Source organism: Ruegeria sp. K5, from assembly GCF_056531805.1.
The window spans coordinates 1,349,859-1,369,320 of the sequence record NZ_JBQFML010000001.1 but is presented as its reverse complement, the minus strand read 5'-3'; the positions used below and the strand labels follow the sequence as shown (position 1 = coordinate 1,369,320).

Sequence of the window (19,462 nt, the reverse complement as noted above, 5' to 3'; positions counted from 1 at the left end):
TGGCGCGGTTCTTAACTTGTTAGTTTCTGTTGCAAAAGAGTATCCGAATTACAGGGATTTACGGGGTTTCCAGCTACAATCTTCCGTTATTTAGGGGTTTAGACCAAAGCGCCTGACATATGTTCGGATCGCAATGTTCGTAGGCCTGCAACCATACCGCGAGCGGTGCTGAAAATCACTGATCCTTATGGAAGTTCTGCCGGTCATTCTGCGGAAAATCTGCACAAAAGCCCCCCGATCTCTGCGCGCATGGCTTCGCAAAGCTGCAATCGCGCCCGGCATTGCTGTGGGCAACAAAAACAGCAAGCAAGAGACAGAGCATGAGACAGGAACTGATCATTCAGGGCGTACCCGATCGCATCAAACGAGACGCATGGTGGCTGGAAACGGTCAGCACTCCGCAGTCCCAGCAACGGCGTCTTTCAACACCTGACGGGCCGTTGCTGAAATCCCTTCGGATGCAGCACGCGATCCCGTTGCTGGCGGCGTTGATCACGCTTGCGGATTGGCTGTTCTGGAACCAACCGGCGGGTATTTCGGTCGCGGTATTCTCGTTGCTCTTTGCGGTGGCCATCATGGTTGCCAGACCACTGCGGCCCAGCCCGATCCAATGGCTGGGGTCCATGACCTTTGCGCTTATGTGCAACTTGCCGGTTGCGGTTGATCTGCAACCCTTGTCGCTGATGTTCAGTCTGGGCGGGATCGTGTGCCTTGCCGTTTGGGTCGTTTATGGAAGCCGCTCGAACGAGCACCTTGTCCTGCGCTCGGCCCTGACACTGCCAATTTTTGGAAGCCTTATGCTGTTTCGCGACACCGCGCGGGCCAGCAAATCGGTCGATGTCGGATCGTGCGCTCGCAATCACGCGGCGTCGATGCTGTTGCCCCTGATCATGGGCGGGGTCTTTCTGGCCCTTCTGTCCAGTGCCAACCCGCTGCTGGAGGGTTTTCTGTCCCGGCTGGATCCGGGTCAGATGTTTGTGTTGGATTTCTGGCTTAGGGTGCTGTTTTGGGCCGTCGTTGCCTGTCTGATCTGGCCCTATCTCAACCTCAGCGAAAAGCTGCTGGGGTCGACCACAACCAAACCGGTTGCCAGACAGGCCGGGCCGGGTCGATCCGCCTTTTTGGTCAATCCAGCGTCGGTCCGAAACTGTCTGTTTCTTTTCAACGCCTTGTTTCTGGCCCAAACCGTCATGGACCTTGGCATCCTGACCGGCGGTGTCGCCCTGCCCGATGGGGTGAACTATGCCGAATACGCGCATCGCGGGGCTTATCCGCTGGTGGTCACAGCCCTGCTTGCAGGCGTCTTTACTCTGCTAACCCACAGCATGATCCGTGAGGACCGGACCTTGCGCGCTTTGGTCTATCTGTGGCTTGTGCAGAATGTTTTTCTGGTCGTCACGGCCGCGTTCCGGTTGCAGCTATATGTCGAAGCATATGCCCTGACTCACCTGCGCATTGCGGCATTTATCTGGATGGGTTTGGTCATGGTCGGGCTGGTTCTGACCCTGTTGCAAATCCACAATGGCCATAGCAGCGTCTGGCTGTTGCGCCGATGTTTCGCGGCCGCGCTGGCCACGCTGTATGTTTGCTGTTTCGTGAACTTCTCAGGGATTGTCGCCGATTACAATCTGCGCCATGGCGATCTGGCCTCGCGCGATACCTATTACATCTGCGGTCTGGGGGCCGATGCCTTTCCGGCCATACATGCAGTCGAAATGGAAACGGATCAACAGATTTGCGGTCGTGCAATGTATTATGATCTGCGCCGAGACAGGATCACCAACTGGCGCGAATGGGGCTTTCGGAGATGGCGTATCCAAGCCTATTATCGGCAGCAGAATTGAAGGACCGCCGTTGATGCCCGCACGCATTCTTGTTGTCGATGACGACCCCAATATCCTTGAGGTAACAGGGATCGCGATTGAAAAAGCTGGCTATGAAACGCTGTTCGCTACCGACGGCGTTTCCGCCTTGGGCAGTTGTCAGGCAGAGCGCCCCGACCTGATCGTTCTGGACATTGGCCTGCCCGAAAAAGACGGGCTGGAAGTCTGCCGCGAGATCCGTAAATCCTCGGACGTGCCGATCCTGTTTCTGACCGCGCGGGATGATGAGATTGACCGCATCGTGGGGCTTGAGATCGGGGCCGACGACTATCTGACCAAACCCTTTTCCCCGCGAGAGCTGGTGGCGCGGATCCGGGCCATTCTGAAACGCAGCACCGCATTGGTGGCGCAAGCGGACCAGGGCCTGACGCGGGGCCGCCTGCATCTTGATCCTGACCGCCATGTTTGCCGGTTCGACGGATTGGACGTGTCTCTGACCGGGTCCGAGTTCAGATTGCTGGCCACGTTGATGGCCCGGCCCGATCATGTCCTGTCGCGGGTGCAGCTGATCTACGCGCTGTATGGCTACAACATACACGTGTCCGACCGGACCATCGACAGCCACATCCGAAATGTTCGGGCCAAACTGGCCTCAGCCGGGTGTGGCGACGGTATCGTGACCATCCATGGTGTCGGGTTGAGGATGGGTTCATGCCTGCCCGGCTAAGCCGAAGATGGCGCCCCCGGCTGTGGACAGTTGTCCTGTTGGTCCTTGCAATCGTCCTGTGCCTACCCTTCGCCGGGCTGATCCTGTTTCGGTTCTACGACAGCCAGCTGGTGCAACAGACCGAGGAAAGCCTGCTATCCCAAGCCGCTGTAATGTCTGCGACTTTTGCCGAACTCTACGCGGACGCAGCCGGTGCGCAGCCGCCCGACCTAAGTTCGTTTTCCGTGGATGACGCGGTGTTCCCATCCCTGTCCGTCAATCGTGAAACGATCCTGCCGCCCCGCCCGGATGCGGTTCCGGTGACAGCATCAACCAGGCCTGTCTATCGCGACATTGCCGAATTGCTGACTCGCATGTCTGACGCCGCACAAGCGCAGACACTGGCGGGCTATCGCTTCCTGGATGCCGAGGGGCGTGTCTTTGCCGGTACCGCCGAGATCGGCAAGGGGATGGGCCATGTCGAGGAGGTCCAAGCCGCATTGGCGGGCGATACCACCTCGGTCGCGCGAACGCGGTTGCGCGATGACAAACCCCCCGCGCTCTATACGTTCAGCCGTGGTGCACGGGTGCGGGTCTTTGTGGCGATGCCGGTGTTCATCGATGAGACGCTGATCGGGGCCGTCTATATCAGCCGCACACCGAACCACATCTTCCGCTTTCTGTATGGCGAACGGTCCAACCTGATCAAGGCGGCCATCTTCGTCGCCTTGTCCACCGCCCTGATCGGCTACGTCTTCTGGCGCTTCATCACCCAACCCATTCGCCTGTTGATTCAGCGCAGCCAGTCTGCGGGCCATGGCGGCCAGCCATGGAAGCCACCCGAACAGCTCGGAACCCGCGAGTTGGAAGATCTGAGCCGCAGCTTTCAGTCGCTGACCGAACGTCTGCAACGCAAGCAGGACGCGCTGAAAACCTACACGGCGCATGTCACCCATGAACTGAAATCCCCCCTGACCGCTTTAAAAGGTGCGGCCGAGTTGTTGCGGGATGATGATCTGCCCCAGCCGCAAAGGCACAGGCTTCTGGATGCGATCGACAAAAGCAGTACGCGGATGGAGGATCTGCTTGCCAACATGCGCGCCTTCAGCCTGGCCGATCAGAGCGCGCTGGCCGGGTCCTGTTGCCTGGCCGATATCGAACCAGAGTTGCGGCGGACATTCCCGAAACTGGCCCTGAAGATCGAGGCCGCAACCACCCGGTTACCGGTCGAGGCCCGCACACTGACGCTTATGCTGACCCATCTTTTGCAGAACGCGCAACAGCATGGGGCGCAAACGGTTTACCTCAGCACGGAACACAGCATTCGCAAGACCAGCCTGCGCATCAAGGACGATGGGGCGGGGATCAGTGAGGGCAATGTCGGCAAGGTGCTTGAACCCTTTTTCACCACGCGTCGGGACAGTGGCGGCACCGGCATGGGCCTGAACATCGTCAAGGCGACGGCCGAAGCGGTCGACGGGACGCTTGACATCGATCCCGGCAATGGCGGCGCTTGTTTTGTGATTACTTTCGATCAGGATCGCGACGCGACGCCATGAAATCGATCAGCTTCCGCATACGTGCAGGCAGCAAACGACGACTGGGGTAGACCGCATACATCTCGCGGGTCAAAGGGGTTGCGCCATCAACGGTCAGAGGTCGCAGACCGGCCCCGGTCATATCCGTTGGAAGCATCGCGACACCAAGATTGCGTCGGGCGGCATCCTCAAGGACGCTCAGATCGGTGAGGCTGTGCACGATATGCGAGGGGTGGATGCGCTCTCCTGAATCAAGAACCCAAGGCTGCCCCGCCACAAGGGCGGGCAGTTTCAGAAATTCTGCCCGTGTGATCGCGCCCTCCAACCCATGCTGTTTGACGAAGCCATCGCCTGCGCAGAAACAATACGGAATCGACCAAAGACGCTTTGCCACCAGACTGGAATCCCCAAGCGGCCCGACCCGGAAAGCAAGATCGACGTTGTCCCGGAAGAAATCCAGCATTGCGTTTGTGGTTGTCAGTTCCAGTTGAATGTCCGGATTTAGGACCGCGAAATCCAGCAGGCGCGGGCCAATGGTGGTGCGTGCCGCCAGCGGTGGGGCCGTGATGCGGATCACGTGGCGGTTTGTGTCCTCGCCTATCACCGCAATGTCCTGCAACGCCTCGATGGGGTCCTGACAGCGATCCAACAGATGCCGTCCTTCCTCGGTCAGTCGGACTTGTCGCGTGGTGCGTTCGAAAAGTTTGGTTTCCAGAAGATCCTCAAGCGCCGCAATCCGCCGGCTGACACGGCTGAGCGGTATGTTCAACCGATCCGCCGCCTTGGAAAAGCTAAGATCCCGCGCGACGGCGGTAAACAGGGCAATGTCGTTGTAGATCATTATTCTATTTTTGGGAATTTATCTCCTGATCTCAACTATTATCTCGAATAGGCGATCTCTCTATCTTCGGTCCATCAAGACGGAGAAACCCATGTCCTACGCGATCAAACTCTCACAGACCGGCGGGCCTGATGTGCTGAGCAGGTCGGCCATTCACCCCGCAAAGCCCGGCGCGGGCGAAGTTCTGATCCGCAATCACGCGGCTGCGGTCAATTTCATCGACACGATCATTCGACGCGGCGAAATGCCCGACGGCATGATGCCCGCCCTGCCCCACATCCCCGGTGTCGAAGGCGCAGGTGTGATCGAAGGCATCGGCGACGGGGTCGACGGCTTTGCGATTGGGGACAGGGTCGCCTGGATGGGTCCGATTGGTGCCGGTGGCTACGGCACGCACTCGATCATCGGCGCAGCTTACGTTACCCGAATCAGCGATAGTGTCAGTTTTGAACTGGCCGCATCAATCCCCGTAAACGCCATGACCGCCTATCACATGCTGGTCAATCTGGGCGGCGCGGCAAAGGGAAAACGGTTCTGGTGCATGCGGCTGCAGGCGGTGTCGGCACCATGATCCAGCACATCGCCAAACATCTCGGCATGACCGTGATCGCCTCGGCCAGTACCGACAAGATGGGCTATGCCAAAGCGCAAGGCGCGGATCATGTCATCGACTACCGAATCGAGGATGTCACGGCACGGGTGCTGAACCTGACCGGCGGTCGCGGCGTTGATCTGAGCCTGAACCCTATCTCGGGCGACACATTGACATCAGACATGGCGGCCCTGGCCCCCTTGGGAACCGTTGTGCTGTTCGGCTTTCTTGCCGGTCCGCCAACCGGGAGTTTTGCCGGGGACCTTGGGCAGCACTTTCAGAAATCCATCGCCGTGCGGGTCAGCGATATCTACACCTATTTCAACGATCAGCCGCAGGCATTCAACGCCGACCTTGCGACGGTTTTTGACCTGCTGGGTCAGGGTATTTTGCGCCCACAGATCACCACACTGCCGATAACTGAGGCGGCAAAAGCCCATCGTCGGCTGGAAAGCGGCGAAACCACCGGCAAGCTTGTACTGACAATCGAATAAGGAGATCGCTATGTCTGACGCATTGGAAACAAACCTGTCCGGCCAGCATGTCGTCATCGTGGGCGGCAGCAGCGGCATGGGCAAAGCGACCGCAAAACTGGCCAAATCCTGCGGTGCCAAAGTCACGATTGCAAGCCGCGACCCCGGCAAACTGCAAGCGGCTGCCGCTGAAATCGGCGATGTTGGACTCGCTCCGGTCGATACCACCGACGCTGCTGCGGTGACGGCATGGGCCGCCAGCCTTGGCACCGTTGACCATCTGGTCATCACGGCCTCAAGCGCGGCGCATGGTGCGTTCACGGAACTGCCCTTGGACCAGCTGCGCACCATGTTTGAGGCCAAGTTTACCGGGCCCTACATCACCGCACGCGAGGTGCTGCCCTATCTGACCGACGCAGGATCGATCACCTTCTTCTCGGGTGTTCTCAGCCGCCGTCCCTCGGTCGGGGCGACCGGGCTTGGGGCCGTCAATGCCGCCGTCGAAGCGCTGACCAAAGGGTTGGCCCTGGAACTGGCCGGACGCGCGCGTGTGAACTGTATCAGCCCCGGAATGGTTGCCACCGAAGCCTATGCCGCGATGCCGTAAGAGGCACGTCAGGGCATGTTCGCTCAGGTTGGTGACGGCTTGCCGGTCGGGCGTATCGGGCAGGCTGACGAGATCGCGATGGCCGTGGTCATGGCCATGGAAAACGGATTTCTGACCGGAACTGTTCTGGACATTGACGGGGGGCACATGGTGCGCGCCTGACGAAGGTTTGCCAAGGTTCTGAAACCCGCCTTTATGTCGTGTCGCCCTGTTCCCAGTCGCGCTTTAGCAGGAATTGGTTTTTGAAGTTCTTAAGACCCAGCATGACTTCGGAATCCACGATATCCTTGTCAGCGTGGATATGATCTTCCAGGAACGCGGCCAGATCGTCGGGTTCCTCGCACACCATTTCGACCATGAGATCATATCGACCGGTGACCCACAGGATGTAAACCACGCCCGAGACGGAACCCAGCCGCTCCGCCACCGCCTGAGGGGTGACGCCCGGTGCGACTTTCAGGCAGATCATCGCGTCCGCCTTGTATTCCGACGCCACCGGGTCCGCGATGGCGACAATCCGCAACAGACCCGCGTCCTTCATCGCATTCACGCGGTTTCGCACCGTCCCTTCCGAGACATCCAGCTTCTGCGCAATTTCCGAGAATGCCATGCGGCCATCCACTTCCAGCATCCGGACGATCTCGCTGTTCAGACGTTCTTCGACCGAGTGCGTCGCCCGCTGGCGGGTTGGTTTTGCTGTGTCTGGCTTTCGCGGTATGTTCAAAACGGGTTCCTATCACTCAAAGTTCTGACGCGTTTGCCGGCCAGCGCAAGGCATGTTAGCCAGTTCGCCCTGCTCTACAAGCCTTGGGTCTGTGCCCCAAAGGATCACTCGCCCAGCAACGTGCGAATGCCCGCATCCAGCGCAGCCGTAAAGCCCGGATCGTTGCCGGGATTGGCGGCGCAATGGCCCCAGGGTGAATCGTAGGGCCGGAACTCGGCATTCGGCATGTGCTGCGCCTCGATCGCGTTGTCTTCGGGGGGGAAATACAGGTCGTGCGCGCAGGGCATCAGGATCGCGCGGGCCTTGATCGCCCCTAGGGCGGCCTTGAAATCACCGTTGTAAAGCGGCCCGGCCGAGATGTCGCCCGCCTGCCATGTCGCCAGTTTGGCCAGCAGGTTGTTGGCGTCCCAGCCCTCGACATGGTCAACCTCCCAATCGAGCAGCAGATCCTCGATGCTGTCAAAGCCAAGCTGCTTGTAAAGCCCCTCGCGATAGAAGGTTTGCGAGAACGCCCAACCCGCATAGACCCGCCCAAACGCCTTCAGCCCCGCGACCGGCGGGCTGTCGTAGTCGCCGCCATTCCAGCTTTGATCAGCACACAGCGCGGCCTTGACCCCTTCGAGAAACACAAAGTTATGCGGCGAGGTTTTGGCCGAGGCGCAAAACGGCAGGATCGCCTGTACCATATCGGGGTATTGCGCCGCCCATTGATAGGATTGGCACCCGGCCATCGACCAGCCTGCCACCAATGCGATCTGATCAATCCCCAGATGGTCATGGATCAGCCGATGCTGGGCGGCGATGTTGTCCCACATCTGCACCAGCGGAAAGCGCGGCCCGTCCTGCGGCGCGGGCGTGTTCGACGGGGACGAGGATCGGCCATTGCCAAACAGGTTCGGGCTGACGATGAAGTGCCGGGCCGGATCAATCGCGCGACCCGGGCCAAAGAAGCCTTCGTTGCGGGAATTGGTGCCGGTGTAGAAGGTGGGCAGGACAATCACATTGTCCCGTGCGGGCGACAGGGTGCCATAGGTCTGATAGGCCAGCCGGGCATCTTTCAGGACTTCGCCTGACAACAACTGAAAATCGCCCAGTTCGAGTATCTGAAAGTCCTGCGTCATCATCCGCCCCGCCGTTCTTGAAAGACGGCCCCGACACATGCCGGGACCGTTTGATTTGTCAGTAGAGCCGCAGGTATTCCTGCACCTCCCAGTCGGTGACCGACTGGTGATACCGCTCCCACTCGTCGTTCTTGTATTCGAGATAGGATTTCCGCATCACCGGCCCCATCACATGCTCGGCCATGTCATCGCTGCGCAGCGCCTCGATGGCGTTGAACAGGGTTCGCGGCAGGCGGCGGATGCCCAGATCAGCCAGCTCACCCTCAGTCTTGGAATAGAGGTCGAAATCGGTGGGCTTGCCCGGATCGATCTTGTTTTTGATCCCCATCACTGCGCAGGACAGGTGCATCGCCATCGCCAGATAGACGTTCATCGTCATGTCGCAGGCCCGATTTTCGATGCAGTGGCGGCTTTGCGGCAGGCGGAACTGGGCCGAGCGGTTGTTGAACCCGTAGGTGATGTTGGTCGGCGCCCACGTGACGGTGCCGCCCTCGAACCCACCCACACGCGGAACCAGCCCGTTATACGAGTTCACGGTCGGGCAGGTGATCGCGGTGATCGCCTCGGCGTGCTGCATCAGACCACCCACGGCCCAGCGGCTCTCGTCGCTCCAGTCGCCATCGGTGGTTTCAAAGATGTTCTCGCCGGGGCGGCTTTCATGCTGCATCGACATATTGATATGCGCGCCCGAGCGCCAGTCGCCCACGGTGGGTTTCGGCATGAAGGTCACGAACATGCCGTGCTTCTTGGCTACTTCCTTCAAAACGATGCGCAGAAACGCCAGACGGTCGGACATTTCCAGCATGTTGGTATAATGGAAATCCAGCTCGAACTGGGAATAGGCCCCCTCGGCCACCACGTCGTGCAGGTTCCAGCCCAGCCCCTCGATGATGTCGATCATGTCCTTGAGGAACGGCATCGAGTCGACCGAGTATTCCACGTCATAGCCAAAGGCCTGACGACGCGGGCGCAGGCCGTCTGCCGGGTCGTCATCAAAGGCTTTCACCGGTTGACCGGCCTCGTCATATTTCATGACGATGAATTCAGGTTCGACCCCGGCATAGCCGGTATAACCTTCCTGCGCGGCCTCGTGCATCGCGCGTTTCAGCGCCTGTCGGGGGCAGACATTATATGGCGCGTCCTCCCAATAGAGATCCGAGAAGATGATCGCCATCGAGGTGTCCCACGGGCAGATATAGACCGCATCCAGATCCGGCACCACGACCTGATCACTGTCGGCGGGGCTGAGTTCGGGGACGAATGAGATCGAATGCACCGCAAATTGTGGCCCTTTGCCCAGGCAGAGCTGTTCAAAATCGCTCATCGGGACGGGCTTGGTCTTGGGGATGCCGTGCAGGTCGATCCAGGCGCCCATGACATATTTCACGCCCGCCTCTTCCAGTCGCTTTTTCACCTCGGGAATCTTCGGCCGGTTGCGTTCGACCGCGTCGTGAAAGCTTTCGTAATAGATCTTGGCGCTGGTGTTGTCTTTGGGCATTTGGCGTCCTCCTGTCAGGGTGCCGCCCGTCGTTTGGATCATGTCCGGGCGGTCTGGATTCTGGGCGTTCATTCGCCATTTGGGGGGAAGGCAGACACCCTATTCGCGGGGAGAGCACATTGGGTGCCTGCCTTCAGGTCGCAGCGGTGCGTCAGCCCGCTACAAAATCGTCCGGATCAATGCCGGGGACCTTGGTGATCCCGGCCAGTTGCTTCCAGTTATGGGGATAGGCGGCGTAGAAGATCACGCAGCGATCATCCGCCTCATACGAGATGTGGTTGTCCTTTGGGATGAACAGCACATCGCCGCGGTTGCAGATATATTCCTCGCCATCGCAAACCAGCCGGAAGGTGCCTTCCAGGCAATAGATGATCTCATCACAGGTCAGGTCCCACGGCACCTTGATGTTCTTGAGCACATTGATGCCGCCGCACATCGTATCGCTGAAGGCGCTGGTCACCATCGGTTTGATATAGGTATCGCTGTCGCTATCGCCGATCTGGTTATAGCGGTCTTCGACAAGGTCCCATTTCATAAGTCTTGGTGCGTTGCCCATGGATCAGGACCCTTCCTTGGCCAGATGTTTCAGAATGCTTTCGTTCAGTTCGACCTTGTAGCCATCCGGGTCCTCGCAAAACGCGATCACGCGGGTGCCGTTCTTCATCGGTCCCGGCGGGCGGGTGATATTGACGCCAGCGGCTGCCAGATCCTCGCAGGCTTTGTAGACGTCAGGGGTTTCGATGCAGATATGGCCCCAGCCATTGCCCTTGTCGTAAGGCTCTTCCTGATCCCAGTTCGCGGTCAGTTCCAGCGTCGGAGACTCGGCCTCGGAGCCATAACCGATGAAGGTGTTGGTGAACTTACCTTCGGGATAATCCGTGCGTCGCAGCACCTGCATGCCCAGAATACCGCAATAGAATTCCAGCGATTTTTCCATATCCATCACGCGCATCATCGTATGCGCCAGACGGAAGCCGCTGCTTAGGTTGTCGGTCACTGTTTTCTCCCTAATTCAGTGATGTTCGGCGGTGGCGACATCACGGGCCACCAGTTCCTGAAATGCGCGTACGCTGTCTTCCCAGGCCGGGGACAACACACCCCCGGCTTCCGAGACGATCGAAGACCGCCCCAGTTGCAGCCGTTCCGTCATTTCGTGATCTTCCTTGTGGACGTCCCACCACAGCTTTTTCAGCCCCTCAACTTCCTCGGGCGTCAGGGATTGCCCTTCGGTGGTGTAAAGCGCCCGCTTCTGCATCATCGTGCCGGGGCCGGTGGGGATGTTCAGATAAACCCCCAACTGATCGGGGAAGTACCGGCCCAGAATGAAGTTTGGATACAGCGTCAGATAGCGAGAGCTGACAGCCAGACTGCCGGATGTGCCAACCTCTTCGTCCAGATCGACTGCGCTGCCCAGGCAATTGCCATCGATGATCGTGTAATGATCTTCAAGCGGCTGATCGGTGGTCGAGGCATGGACGAACTGCACGTGATAGGGCTCGATGAAGTTCTCCATGATGAACTTCCAGTTGCAGGCAATTTCGCCGAAATCCAGCGTACCGATACAGTCGAGCTTGTCCCAGTCCATACCGTCCAGACGGGTTCGGATTGCGGCGGAATATTCCTCGAAATCGGGGGCGTTGCCGTCGAGATTGACGAAGATCCAGTCGTTCCAGACATGGCTGCGCACCGGAACCAGACTGTTCTGCGATTTGTCGAACCCGTCGGCCTGATGGTCGTTCGCGCCGCCAAAATGGGGGGCAGCACGCAGTTGCCCATCCAGATCATAGGCCCAGGCGTGATAGGGGCAGCGGATCAGCTTGCCCAGGTTCTTGGGCGCGTCCACCAGCGTCAGACAGCGGTGGCGGCAGATATTGTGGAACGCCTTGATCTCGCCCGCCGTATTGCGCACCAGCAGCAGGGGATGTTCGGCCACGGTGACGGGAACCGCGTCCCCAACCGCCTGCAATTCATGGGCAAAGCCGACGCAAACCCAGTTGCGGGTAAAGACCGAGGCGCACTCGGCCCGCCAGAACTCCGCATCCTTATAAGCCGCCGCAGGCAAGCCGTGCTTCAGGGTTGATTCCTCGTAGAAGGGCTCAAGCAACGAATGGATTGGCTTCATCGTTCAAGTTCCTGACACAGGGTTTCGAATTCAGCAGCGCAGCCGTGGTGGTGATACGGCCTCGCCTTGATTGAGCAGTAGTGAACTGCGAAAACCGCATCCTGTCCACTGTTTTTTGCGAAACCATCACAAAAATTCTACTGATACTTCAAACTTTTCGTGAGATTGGCCCCTTCGCGTCAGATTTTCGCAAAATTTACCTGGGGTGAATGTCGGGCGCGGCAGAATGGGATGGTCGCCTTTTGCGACTCGGGATCAGTGAATCACTTTGCGCTGCGCGTGCTTCATCAGGCGGCTTGCCCGGTTCGAGATGGTGTTCAGAATGTCCTGTACCGGCGCAATTTCCCGGATCAGGCCGATACTCTCACCCGAATATGGGACCGCGTCGGCGTGATCCCCTTGGGCCTGCAAGATGCGGCGTATTTGCGCATCTGGCAGGTCACTTTCCGCACTGGCCCAAAGCCGCGTGCCCATCAACACGCCATCCGCGCCCAGCATGAGGCAGGCTGCCAGCCCCCGGGCATCGGCAATGCCGCCTGCGGCCAGCACGACGATGTCATGGTCTGCATGGTGCAGATAGTCGGCCACTTCCGGCAACAGGCACAGTGTCGACCGCCCGCCCGCCTCGCCACGTGCCACAACGACATGCGCACCGGCTTCAACCGCCATCGCGGCGCTTTGCAGGTCGTGGACCTGACAGATCAACCTTGTGTTTGCCTGCGCGATCCGGAGCGCGAACGGACGCGGATCGCCATCGGTCAGGAAGATTGCGCGCGGGCGATGCTTTAGCGCCAGATCAAGCAGGTCGGGATTTCGCTTGAGATGCGCGGCGCTGAAACCGCAGCCAACCGATTCATTGCCCGCCGCACGGAACTGCGCAGCGATCCAATCGCCATTCTGTTCGCCGACACCGATCATCCCCAACCCACCGGCCCGCGCCACGGCCGAGGCCAGCCGACCATCTGCCATCCCCGGCATCGGGGCCAGCACAACGGGGCTTGTCAGCCCGAACAGACGGGTCAATCGCGTGTCGATCATGCTCCACCTCCTCAAAGACAGCCGAGTGAAACATGGGTTTCGGGGCTGAAACGTATGTTTTGGCGACATTGAATGTCTGGAAGCGGCAATATTCGGGGGATTGTTGAAGATTGTCTTGTTGACAAGTTTCGTAGACTCATATCTTGTCACAGTGACAATTTACTAGGCCCCGCTTGCCCAGACCCAAAATCGATACCGAGCGCCGTGAACAGATCCTTGAGGCTCTGGAAATCGTCGTGCTGAAAGAGGGGCTGGCGAAAACGACCTTGTCCAAGGTTGCCGCGCAGGCGGGATTGCCGCGCCCGCTGATCCGGTATTACGCGGGTAATCGCGACAGTCTGATCCAACTGCTGTTTGACCGTGTCTTTGCCCGCAGCGAGGACCATCTGGACAAGCTGCAACCGCAATCCGGGGTCGTCTCGACAGAACGTCTGGTCGATCTGTTCGTGCAGGACATCTTCGCGGACAAGGTCATGAACAAGCTGATGAAAGAGCTTTGGTTCGCCTCAGGCTCTAGCCCCTCGATTTCCGAGGGGCTGCAAGCGCTTTACCAAAGGGTCTGCGCCACGCTTTGCGACAGTATGGCCCGCGACGGTTTGGGCCACAGCGATATCGACCGGTTTGACCGGGCCTTCAGCATTGTTGCGCTGTGTTTCGGGGCAACCAGCTTTTGCGAAATCGCGCTGCATCCCAACGATCCAGATCGTGTCCGCGAAACCGCGCGCGCGATCCTTTTGAACGAAAATCTGAAACGGTGAGGAGTCAGATGAGTACACAAACTGAAACGCGTGGTGGTCTGTGCACCACAAGTCTTTCTCTGTAGGCCAGCGTGTTTCGCGCCTTGTTTCGGGCCGGTCAAACCTCGCCAAAATGGACCCCAACGACCCCAAAAAACCGCGCACCACCCTTGCTTGACGCCTCAGAATCCGGCCCATAGGTTGCGTCGCAATCAACCTGATGAAGCAGAAAGGGTCACTTATGACCAAGGCATATTCCGTCGTCACCTACACCGAAATCTCTGATCCCGAGTGCTTTGCCGCATATGCCGCGATTGCAGGCCCCGCGATCCAGGCCGCTGGCGGGCGCTTCGTCACCCGCTCGGAACCGGCTGAGATTCTGGAAGGTGAAAACAACAACCGTGTCGTTGTGATCGAGTTCGAAAGCGTCGAAGCGGCGCATAGCGCCTATTACAGCGTCGCCTATCAGGACGCGATCCGCACATTGGGCAATGGTGCCCGTCGCGATTACCGCATCGTTCCGGGGTGCTAATCAGCCCGGCGGTGCGCTGACGCCACAAAGTCAAAACCTGAACCGACGGCCGTGCCGTCAGTAACTTGACAGTGTGGTAACACAATGATGTTCCCTCTTGGATTATTGATTTTCAAATCAATTCATTTCGGATGAGGGTGGATCACCATGTCACCGCAAAAGGCCTGCGCCCGTCCGACGCGGCGGCTTCTGAAAGGGGCCAAACCGGGCAATTCGATGCTTTCGGTTCACTCCAAAGTGCACAAGTTGTCCTCGCTCAAACTTTTGATCGACAACCCGCAGGCGAATTTTCTGTGCACCAGCATGGCCGGGGTGTTGCAGCCGCCGCGCATCTCGCATGATCAGCATAATTTCACCTCGGTTTTCGATCTGGGCATGGCTGAGTGCGGCGGGAACACCGCGATTGTCGCCGGTCTGTTGGACGGCTACGGGTGCGAGGTCGAGCGCAGCTTTTTTCTGGGCCGCGTCCCGGATGCGGCGCGCAAGCCCTTTGACACCATGATGCAGGCAAGGGCGCTTGCGTTTCAGATGTGCAAGCCCGGCACCTCGATGCATGATCTGGATGTGGCGGTGAACGACGTTTTTCGCAAAACGGGCTTTGGCGACAACCTGCTGCACCGTACCGGCCACGGGATCGGCGTGACCACGCATGAGGGGCCGTTTCTGGCCGAAGGCTATCACCACGAAATCCGCCCCGGCATGGTCTTCACCATTGAGCCTGGGGTCTACATCGAGGGGCTGGGCGGGTTCCGTCATTCCGATACCGTACTTGTCACCGAGAACGGCAATGAAAGCCTGACACCGCTGCCCGACAGCCTGGACGACATGACCATTCCGGTCGGCTTTGGATCCAGGCTTGGTCTGTCAAAGCTGCAAATTCCGATGTTGCGTCTGGCCGCAAGGCTCAGCGGGTTGAAGCTGGAGGCGTGATTGATGTCATTGGCTTTTGCGTCCTTTTGGCTCTGAACGCCGCTTACTCTCGGGGCACAGGGGACCAGAATGCAGCCTTTCAAGACAGCACTTTACGCGCAATGCCTTTGGCTTGTGGCCGCCACCGTCTTTAACCTTCTTAGCCTGCGCGACATCAAGCAGGGTCTGCCGGGCTGGGCCGGGGATCAGGCGCTTGGCGCTCAGATGGTCGTCATAGTGATGGGGGCCGTCATTGGGCTGGGCCTATTCGGGTGGCTCAGAACCTACCGCGTGCTTGTCATACCGGTTCTTGTGTTGCTGTTGGCCGGCGGGGTCCTGAGGCATGCCTTTGCCGATCCGGCCTCTTATGCCTCGGCAACAACATGGGCGGTGGCGATTGCGATCAACCTGTTCGGCAGCGCGGCTTTTGCCTTTGGCTTGATTGCGGTGATCCGTTCTCGGGAATGATCGGGGGTCTGGCCCCATGTCGTCGGACACAACACCCGAATCTGCGGCTTATCACTGGGCGCCGTTTTGGTTGAGGCGGGCCTAGCCAATCCGCTGGCCAGCCAAAAAACCAAGCGAATAGCACCATGAAACACGCCTTTCAGGGAAACACGGCTCGGCCGATTTGTGACAAACCCACCCTTCCCCACCTATCCGAGATGGATGGATTGGCCCAATGAATCAAAATACTTAAGCGGGCAGCCTTCCGGTCGCTTTGCAAAAACGCAAAATAGATATGCGAAATTTTTTATGGGAATTGCATTTTTACATGGATAGGAAACGGAAAAGCTTAGTGGAGAAAGCCAATGGAACAACTGACTCACTTCATCAACGGCGAGCACACCGCCGGAACAACATCGCGCTTTGCCGATGTCTACAACCCTGCAACCGGTGAAGTTCAGGCGAAATGCCCGCTGGCGACCACTGAAGAAGTCAACAAAGCGGTCGAGCTTGCTGCTGCGGCACAACCCGCATGGGGCGCAACCAACCCGCAGAAACGCGCACGCGTTCTGATGAAGTTTGTCAGCCTGCTGAACCGCGACATGGACAAGCTGGCCGAAGCGCTGAGCCGCGAGCACGGCAAGACCCTGCCCGACGCCAAAGGCGACATCCAGCGTGGTCTGGAAGTTGCAGAATACTGCATCGGTGCCCCCCAAATGCTGAAAGGTGACTTCACCGACAGCGCCGGTACCGGCATTGACATGTACTCGATGCGTCAGCCTCTGGGCGTGACCGCGGGTATCACCCCGTTCAACTTCCCGGCCATGATCCCGATGTGGATGTTTGCCCCGGCCATCGCCTGCGGCAACGCCTTTATCCTGAAACCGTCCGAGCGCGCGCCGTCGGTTCCGCTGATGCTGGCCGAACTGATGGAAGAAGCCGGTCTGCCCAAGGGCGTCCTGCAGGTCGTGAACGGCGACAAGGAAGCGGTTGACGCGATCCTGCACAACCCGACGGTTCAGTCGATCGGCTTTGTCGGCTCGACCCCGATTGCCGAATACATCTATGCGACCGGCTGTGCCAACGGCAAGCGCGTGCAGTGCTTCGGCGGCGCGAAGAACCACATGATCATCATGCCCGATGCGGATCTGGATCAGGCCGCCGACGCTCTGATCGGTGCCGGTTACGGTGCGGCAGGCGAACGCTGCATGGCGATCTCGGTTGCCGTTCCGGTTGGCGACGAAACCGCAGACCGTCTGATCGAAAAGCTGGTCCCGCGTATCGAAAGCCTGAAGGTCGGCCCCTACACCTCGGGCAACGACGTTGACTATGGACCGGTTGTCACCTCGGCCGCCAAGGAAAACATCCTGCGTCTGGTTCAGAGTGGTGTTGATCAGGGCGCGAAGCTGGTCGTCGATGGCCGTGATTTCAACCTGCAAGGCTATGAAGACGGTTTCTATGTCGGTCCGCACCTGTTCGACCACGTAACAACCGACATGGACATCTACAAGCAAGAGATCTTCGGCCCGGTTCTGAGCACCCTGCGCGCCAAGACCTACGAAGAAGCCATTGGTTATGCGATGGACCATGAATACGGCAACGGCACCGCGATCTACACGCGTGACGGCGATACCGCCCGTGACTTTGCCAACCGTATCAATATCGGCATGGTCGGCATCAACGTTCCGATCCCGGTTCCGCTGGCCTATCACACCTTCGGTGGATGGAAGAAATCGGCCTTTGGCGACCTGAACCAGCACGGCCCGGATGCGTTTAAATTCTACACACGCACCAAGACCGTGACCGCGCGCTGGCCCTCGGGCATCAAGGAAGGTGGCGAGTTCACCATCCCGGTCATGGAATAACTCTTCGGGTCCGAGAGCGCCCCGGCGCTCTCACCCCTCTTTCTGGGCCGTTGTCGAAACCCGGCAATACCTGCCCAGAGACATCACGGCGGCGTTTGCCAAGGCAGACCCGCATATCTGGCAGATCCCAAACGGCCAGGCCGTTGGGCTTTGATCTGCCGAGACCTGATCGCCGATGCGTGCCAAACGGCAACAAAACGCGGCGGATCACCGGAACACGCACACTTGCAAGGCTGTGCGTTTGGCTCGGAGACGCACTCCTTCTCCCCTGTCTCCGAGCCGACTTCCCACGACATTGAAAGAGCTGCACATGAAAATAGGCACACCAAGAGAGATATATGAGGGTGAGAATCGGGTTGCGATGACGCCTGAGTCTGCGGTTCAGTTGCAGAAGCTGGGGTATGCGTGCCTGATTGAGACGGGTGCTGGGGCTGCGGCCGGGTTTTCGGATGCGGTTTATGAGGCGGCGGGTGTTGAGGTTGTGAAGACCGCGGCGGCGCTGTGGAAAGAGGCTGACATTGTTGCCAAGGTGCGCCAGCCGAATGCGACGGAACTCAAGCGTCTGACCAAGGGCAAGACCCTGATTTCCTTCTTCAATCCTGCCGGGAACGAAGAAGGCATGGAGCTGGCCAAATCCAAGGGCGCGAATGTGATCGCGATGGAGATGGTGCCTCGGATCAGCCGCGCGCAGAAGATGGACGCGCTGTCCTCGATGGCCAATATCGCCGGTTATCGTGCGGTCATTGAGGCGGGCAACAACTTTGGCCGGTTCTTCACCGGTCAGGTGACGGCGGCGGGTAAGGTGCCGCCTGCCAAGGTGCTGATCGTGGGGGCCGGTGTGGCCGGTCTGGCGGCGATCGGGACCTCGACCTCGCTGGGTGCGATCACCTATGCGTTCGACGTGCGCCCCGAAGTGGCCGAGCAGGTCGAATCGATGGGCGCCGAGTTCGTCTATCTGGATTTTGAGGAACAGCAGCAGGATGGCGCGGCCACCGGCGGCTATGCCAGCGTTCAGTCGGAAGAATTCCGCAACGCGCAGCTGGCCAAGTTCCGTGAGTTGGCGCCAGAAATGGATATCGTCATCACCACGGCGCTGATCCCGAACCGCGAAGCGCCTGAGCTTTGGACCAAGGACATGGTCGAAAGCATGAAGCCGGGCTCGGTCATCGTTGACCTTGCGGCGGAAAAGGGCGGCAACTGCAAGCTGACCGTGGCGGATGAGAAGATCGTGACCGACAATGGCGTGACCATCATCGGCTATACCGACTTCCCCAGTCGGATGGCGGCGCAGTCCTCGTCGCTTTATGCGACGAACATCCGTCACATGATGACTGACCTGACGCCTGAAAAGGACGGCCAGATCAATCACAACATGGAAGATGACGTGATCCGCGGCGCGACCGTGACCCATGAGGGCGAGATCACCTTCCCGCCGCCACCGCCGAAAGTGCAGGCGATTGCGGCGCAGAAGAAACCCGAGGTCAAGGAACTGACCCCGGAAGAGAAAAAGGCGCAGGAAATTGCGGCCTTCAAAGCGCAGACCAAACAGCAGTTCACCCTGCTGGGGGTCGGCGGCGCGCTGATGCTGCTGGTGGGGCTGATCGCTCCGGCCAGCTTCATGCAGCACTTCATTGTCTTTGTGCTGGCCATCTTCGTGGGCTTCCAGGTGATCTGGGGCGTCGCGCACAGCCTGCACACACCGCTGATGGCGATCACCAACGCGATCTCGTCGATCATCATCGTTGGGGCGTTGATGCAGATCGGATCGGGGTCGTTCCTGGTCATTCTGCTGGCGGCGCTGTCCGTCTTCATGGCCGGGATCAACATCTTCGGCGGCTTCCTCGTAACCCGGCGCATGCTCGCCATGTTCCAGAAATCTTAAGGAGGCC

General features: G+C 59.1%; 21 protein-coding genes. 13 read left to right on the top strand and 8 right to left on the bottom strand.

Annotated elements, in window-relative coordinates; all coding sequences use genetic code 11:
* Positions 1-320 precede the first annotated feature (320 nt).
* From ACR0MO_RS06785 to ACR0MO_RS06775, 3 genes are read left to right on the top strand one after another with little or no spacing between them, the layout of a single operon-like run.
* On the top strand, positions 321-1,844 hold the full coding sequence (locus ACR0MO_RS06785) for a DUF4153 domain-containing protein (protein ID WP_480707921.1): 1,524 nt from the start codon (positions 321-323) through the stop codon (positions 1,842-1,844).
* A 13-nt stretch (positions 1,845-1,857) separates the two neighbouring features.
* Positions 1,858-2,550, top strand: a complete 693-nt coding sequence (locus ACR0MO_RS06780) for a response regulator transcription factor (RefSeq protein WP_480707923.1) — start codon at positions 1,858-1,860, stop codon at positions 2,548-2,550.
* Between the two features lie 38 nt (positions 2,551-2,588).
* Entirely contained in the window at positions 2,589-4,088 is a 1,500-nt protein-coding gene (locus ACR0MO_RS06775; RefSeq protein WP_480890298.1) for a sensor histidine kinase, read from the top strand.
* On the opposite strand, the gene ACR0MO_RS06770 is transcribed toward ACR0MO_RS06775, so the two are convergent.
* Entirely contained in the window at positions 4,054-4,908 is an 855-nt protein-coding gene (locus ACR0MO_RS06770) for a LysR family transcriptional regulator (protein WP_480873243.1), read from the bottom strand. The genes ACR0MO_RS06775 and ACR0MO_RS06770 overlap by 35 nt on opposite strands.
* Before the next feature lie 91 nt (positions 4,909-4,999).
* Here ACR0MO_RS06770 and ACR0MO_RS06765 point away from each other — a divergent pair, with 91 nt between their 5' ends.
* Genes ACR0MO_RS06765 through ACR0MO_RS06750 form a run of 4 tightly spaced genes read left to right on the top strand, consistent with a single transcriptional unit; the run spans position 5,000 to position 6,742 of the window.
* Complete coding sequence (locus ACR0MO_RS06765) at positions 5,000-5,479, top strand: alcohol dehydrogenase catalytic domain-containing protein (RefSeq protein ID WP_480890295.1); 480 nt, start codon at positions 5,000-5,002, stop codon at positions 5,477-5,479.
* Positions 5,476-5,994: a quinone oxidoreductase family protein gene (locus tag ACR0MO_RS06760; protein ID WP_480890292.1), complete on the top strand. Its 519-nt coding sequence runs from the start codon at positions 5,476-5,478 to the stop codon at positions 5,992-5,994. The genes ACR0MO_RS06765 and ACR0MO_RS06760 overlap by 4 nt, the downstream gene beginning before the upstream one ends.
* 10 nt (positions 5,995-6,004) lie before the next feature.
* Entirely contained in the window at positions 6,005-6,580 is a 576-nt protein-coding gene (locus ACR0MO_RS06755; protein ID WP_480890289.1) for an SDR family NAD(P)-dependent oxidoreductase, read from the top strand.
* A 15-nt stretch (positions 6,581-6,595) separates the two neighbouring features.
* Positions 6,596-6,742: a hypothetical protein gene (locus ACR0MO_RS06750; RefSeq protein ID WP_480890286.1), complete on the top strand. Its 147-nt coding sequence runs from the start codon at positions 6,596-6,598 to the stop codon at positions 6,740-6,742.
* Positions 6,743-6,773: 31 nt separating this feature from the next.
* Here ACR0MO_RS06750 and ACR0MO_RS06745 read toward each other — a convergent pair whose 3' ends face one another.
* The 7 genes from ACR0MO_RS06745 to ACR0MO_RS06715 all read right to left on the bottom strand — a co-directional run bounded on the left by ACR0MO_RS06745 (position 6,774) and on the right by ACR0MO_RS06715 (position 13,083).
* Complete coding sequence (locus ACR0MO_RS06745; protein ID WP_480583955.1) at positions 6,774-7,304, bottom strand: Lrp/AsnC family transcriptional regulator; 531 nt, start codon at positions 7,302-7,304, stop codon at positions 6,774-6,776.
* Between the two features lie 104 nt (positions 7,305-7,408).
* Positions 7,409-8,425: an alpha/beta fold hydrolase gene (locus ACR0MO_RS06740; RefSeq protein WP_480890281.1), complete on the bottom strand. Its 1,017-nt coding sequence runs from the start codon at positions 8,423-8,425 to the stop codon at positions 7,409-7,411.
* A gap of 58 nt (positions 8,426-8,483) precedes the next feature.
* On the bottom strand, positions 8,484-9,923 hold the full coding sequence (locus ACR0MO_RS06735) for a glutamine synthetase family protein (protein WP_170622649.1): 1,440 nt from the start codon (positions 9,921-9,923) through the stop codon (positions 8,484-8,486).
* 151 nt (positions 9,924-10,074) lie between these two features.
* The gene (locus ACR0MO_RS06730) at positions 10,075-10,479 is read right to left on the bottom strand and encodes a cupin domain-containing protein (RefSeq protein WP_170622650.1); all 405 of its coding nucleotides are present in this window, start codon (positions 10,477-10,479) and stop codon (positions 10,075-10,077) included.
* Positions 10,480-10,482: 3 nt separating this feature from the next.
* Entirely contained in the window at positions 10,483-10,920 is a 438-nt protein-coding gene (gene gloA / locus ACR0MO_RS06725; protein ID WP_480890278.1) for a lactoylglutathione lyase, read from the bottom strand.
* 15 nt (positions 10,921-10,935) lie between these two features.
* Entirely contained in the window at positions 10,936-12,045 is a 1,110-nt protein-coding gene (locus ACR0MO_RS06720) for an aromatic ring-hydroxylating oxygenase subunit alpha (protein WP_480890275.1), read from the bottom strand.
* A 255-nt stretch (positions 12,046-12,300) separates the two neighbouring features.
* Positions 12,301-13,083: a nitronate monooxygenase gene (locus ACR0MO_RS06715; protein WP_170630486.1), complete on the bottom strand. Its 783-nt coding sequence runs from the start codon at positions 13,081-13,083 to the stop codon at positions 12,301-12,303.
* Between the two features lie 173 nt (positions 13,084-13,256).
* Between ACR0MO_RS06715 and ACR0MO_RS06710 the strand changes: the two genes are divergently transcribed.
* The 6 genes from ACR0MO_RS06710 to ACR0MO_RS06685 all read left to right on the top strand — a co-directional run bounded on the left by ACR0MO_RS06710 (position 13,257) and on the right by ACR0MO_RS06685 (position 19,455).
* The gene (locus ACR0MO_RS06710; RefSeq protein WP_170622654.1) at positions 13,257-13,841 is read left to right on the top strand and encodes a TetR/AcrR family transcriptional regulator; all 585 of its coding nucleotides are present in this window, start codon (positions 13,257-13,259) and stop codon (positions 13,839-13,841) included.
* Positions 13,842-14,061: 220 nt separating this feature from the next.
* Complete coding sequence (locus ACR0MO_RS06705) at positions 14,062-14,352, top strand: DUF1330 domain-containing protein (RefSeq protein ID WP_170630485.1); 291 nt, start codon at positions 14,062-14,064, stop codon at positions 14,350-14,352.
* 147 nt (positions 14,353-14,499) lie between these two features.
* Complete coding sequence (locus ACR0MO_RS06700) at positions 14,500-15,282, top strand: M24 family metallopeptidase (protein ID WP_480890271.1); 783 nt, start codon at positions 14,500-14,502, stop codon at positions 15,280-15,282.
* A 69-nt stretch (positions 15,283-15,351) separates the two neighbouring features.
* Positions 15,352-15,729 (top strand): hypothetical protein, encoded by a 378-nt coding sequence (locus ACR0MO_RS06695; protein ID WP_170630484.1) that lies wholly within the window; start codon positions 15,352-15,354, stop codon positions 15,727-15,729.
* 344 nt (positions 15,730-16,073) lie between these two features.
* The gene (locus tag ACR0MO_RS06690) at positions 16,074-17,573 is read left to right on the top strand and encodes a CoA-acylating methylmalonate-semialdehyde dehydrogenase (RefSeq protein ID WP_170622658.1); all 1,500 of its coding nucleotides are present in this window, start codon (positions 16,074-16,076) and stop codon (positions 17,571-17,573) included.
* A gap of 310 nt (positions 17,574-17,883) precedes the next feature.
* The gene (locus ACR0MO_RS06685; protein WP_170452007.1) at positions 17,884-19,455 is read left to right on the top strand and encodes a Re/Si-specific NAD(P)(+) transhydrogenase subunit alpha; all 1,572 of its coding nucleotides are present in this window, start codon (positions 17,884-17,886) and stop codon (positions 19,453-19,455) included.
* Positions 19,456-19,462 lie beyond the last annotated feature (7 nt).

Excerpts from the sequence above, each read along its gene's own strand:
- ACR0MO_RS06770 (WP_480873243.1), bottom strand. The coding sequence starts at position 4,908 with ATGATCTACAACGACATTGCCCTGTTTACCGCCGTCGCGCGGGATCTT.
- ACR0MO_RS06755 (WP_480890289.1), top strand. The coding sequence starts at position 6,005 with ATGTCTGACGCATTGGAAACAAACCTGTCCGGCCAGCATGTCGTCATC.
- ACR0MO_RS06695 (WP_170630484.1), top strand. The coding sequence starts at position 15,352 with ATGCAGCCTTTCAAGACAGCACTTTACGCGCAATGCCTTTGGCTTGTG.
- ACR0MO_RS06740 (WP_480890281.1), bottom strand. The coding sequence starts at position 8,425 with ATGACGCAGGACTTTCAGATACTCGAACTGGGCGATTTTCAGTTGTTG.
- ACR0MO_RS06765 (WP_480890295.1), top strand. The coding sequence starts at position 5,000 with ATGTCCTACGCGATCAAACTCTCACAGACCGGCGGGCCTGATGTGCTG.
- ACR0MO_RS06720 (WP_480890275.1), bottom strand. The coding sequence starts at position 12,045 with ATGAAGCCAATCCATTCGTTGCTTGAGCCCTTCTACGAGGAATCAACC.
- ACR0MO_RS06735 (WP_170622649.1), bottom strand. The coding sequence starts at position 9,923 with ATGCCCAAAGACAACACCAGCGCCAAGATCTATTACGAAAGCTTTCAC.
- ACR0MO_RS06785 (WP_480707921.1), top strand. The coding sequence starts at position 321 with ATGAGACAGGAACTGATCATTCAGGGCGTACCCGATCGCATCAAACGA.
- ACR0MO_RS06780 (WP_480707923.1), top strand. The coding sequence starts at position 1,858 with ATGCCCGCACGCATTCTTGTTGTCGATGACGACCCCAATATCCTTGAG.
- ACR0MO_RS06715 (WP_170630486.1), bottom strand. The coding sequence starts at position 13,083 with ATGATCGACACGCGATTGACCCGTCTGTTCGGGCTGACAAGCCCCGTT.
- ACR0MO_RS06700 (WP_480890271.1), top strand. The coding sequence starts at position 14,500 with ATGTCACCGCAAAAGGCCTGCGCCCGTCCGACGCGGCGGCTTCTGAAA.
- ACR0MO_RS06730 (WP_170622650.1), bottom strand. The coding sequence starts at position 10,479 with ATGGGCAACGCACCAAGACTTATGAAATGGGACCTTGTCGAAGACCGC.
- ACR0MO_RS06760 (WP_480890292.1), top strand. The coding sequence starts at position 5,476 with ATGATCCAGCACATCGCCAAACATCTCGGCATGACCGTGATCGCCTCG.
- ACR0MO_RS06705 (WP_170630485.1), top strand. The coding sequence starts at position 14,062 with ATGACCAAGGCATATTCCGTCGTCACCTACACCGAAATCTCTGATCCC.
- ACR0MO_RS06750 (WP_480890286.1), top strand. The coding sequence starts at position 6,596 with ATGTTCGCTCAGGTTGGTGACGGCTTGCCGGTCGGGCGTATCGGGCAG.
- ACR0MO_RS06690 (WP_170622658.1), top strand. The coding sequence starts at position 16,074 with ATGGAACAACTGACTCACTTCATCAACGGCGAGCACACCGCCGGAACA.
- ACR0MO_RS06685 (WP_170452007.1), top strand. The coding sequence starts at position 17,884 with ATGAAAATAGGCACACCAAGAGAGATATATGAGGGTGAGAATCGGGTT.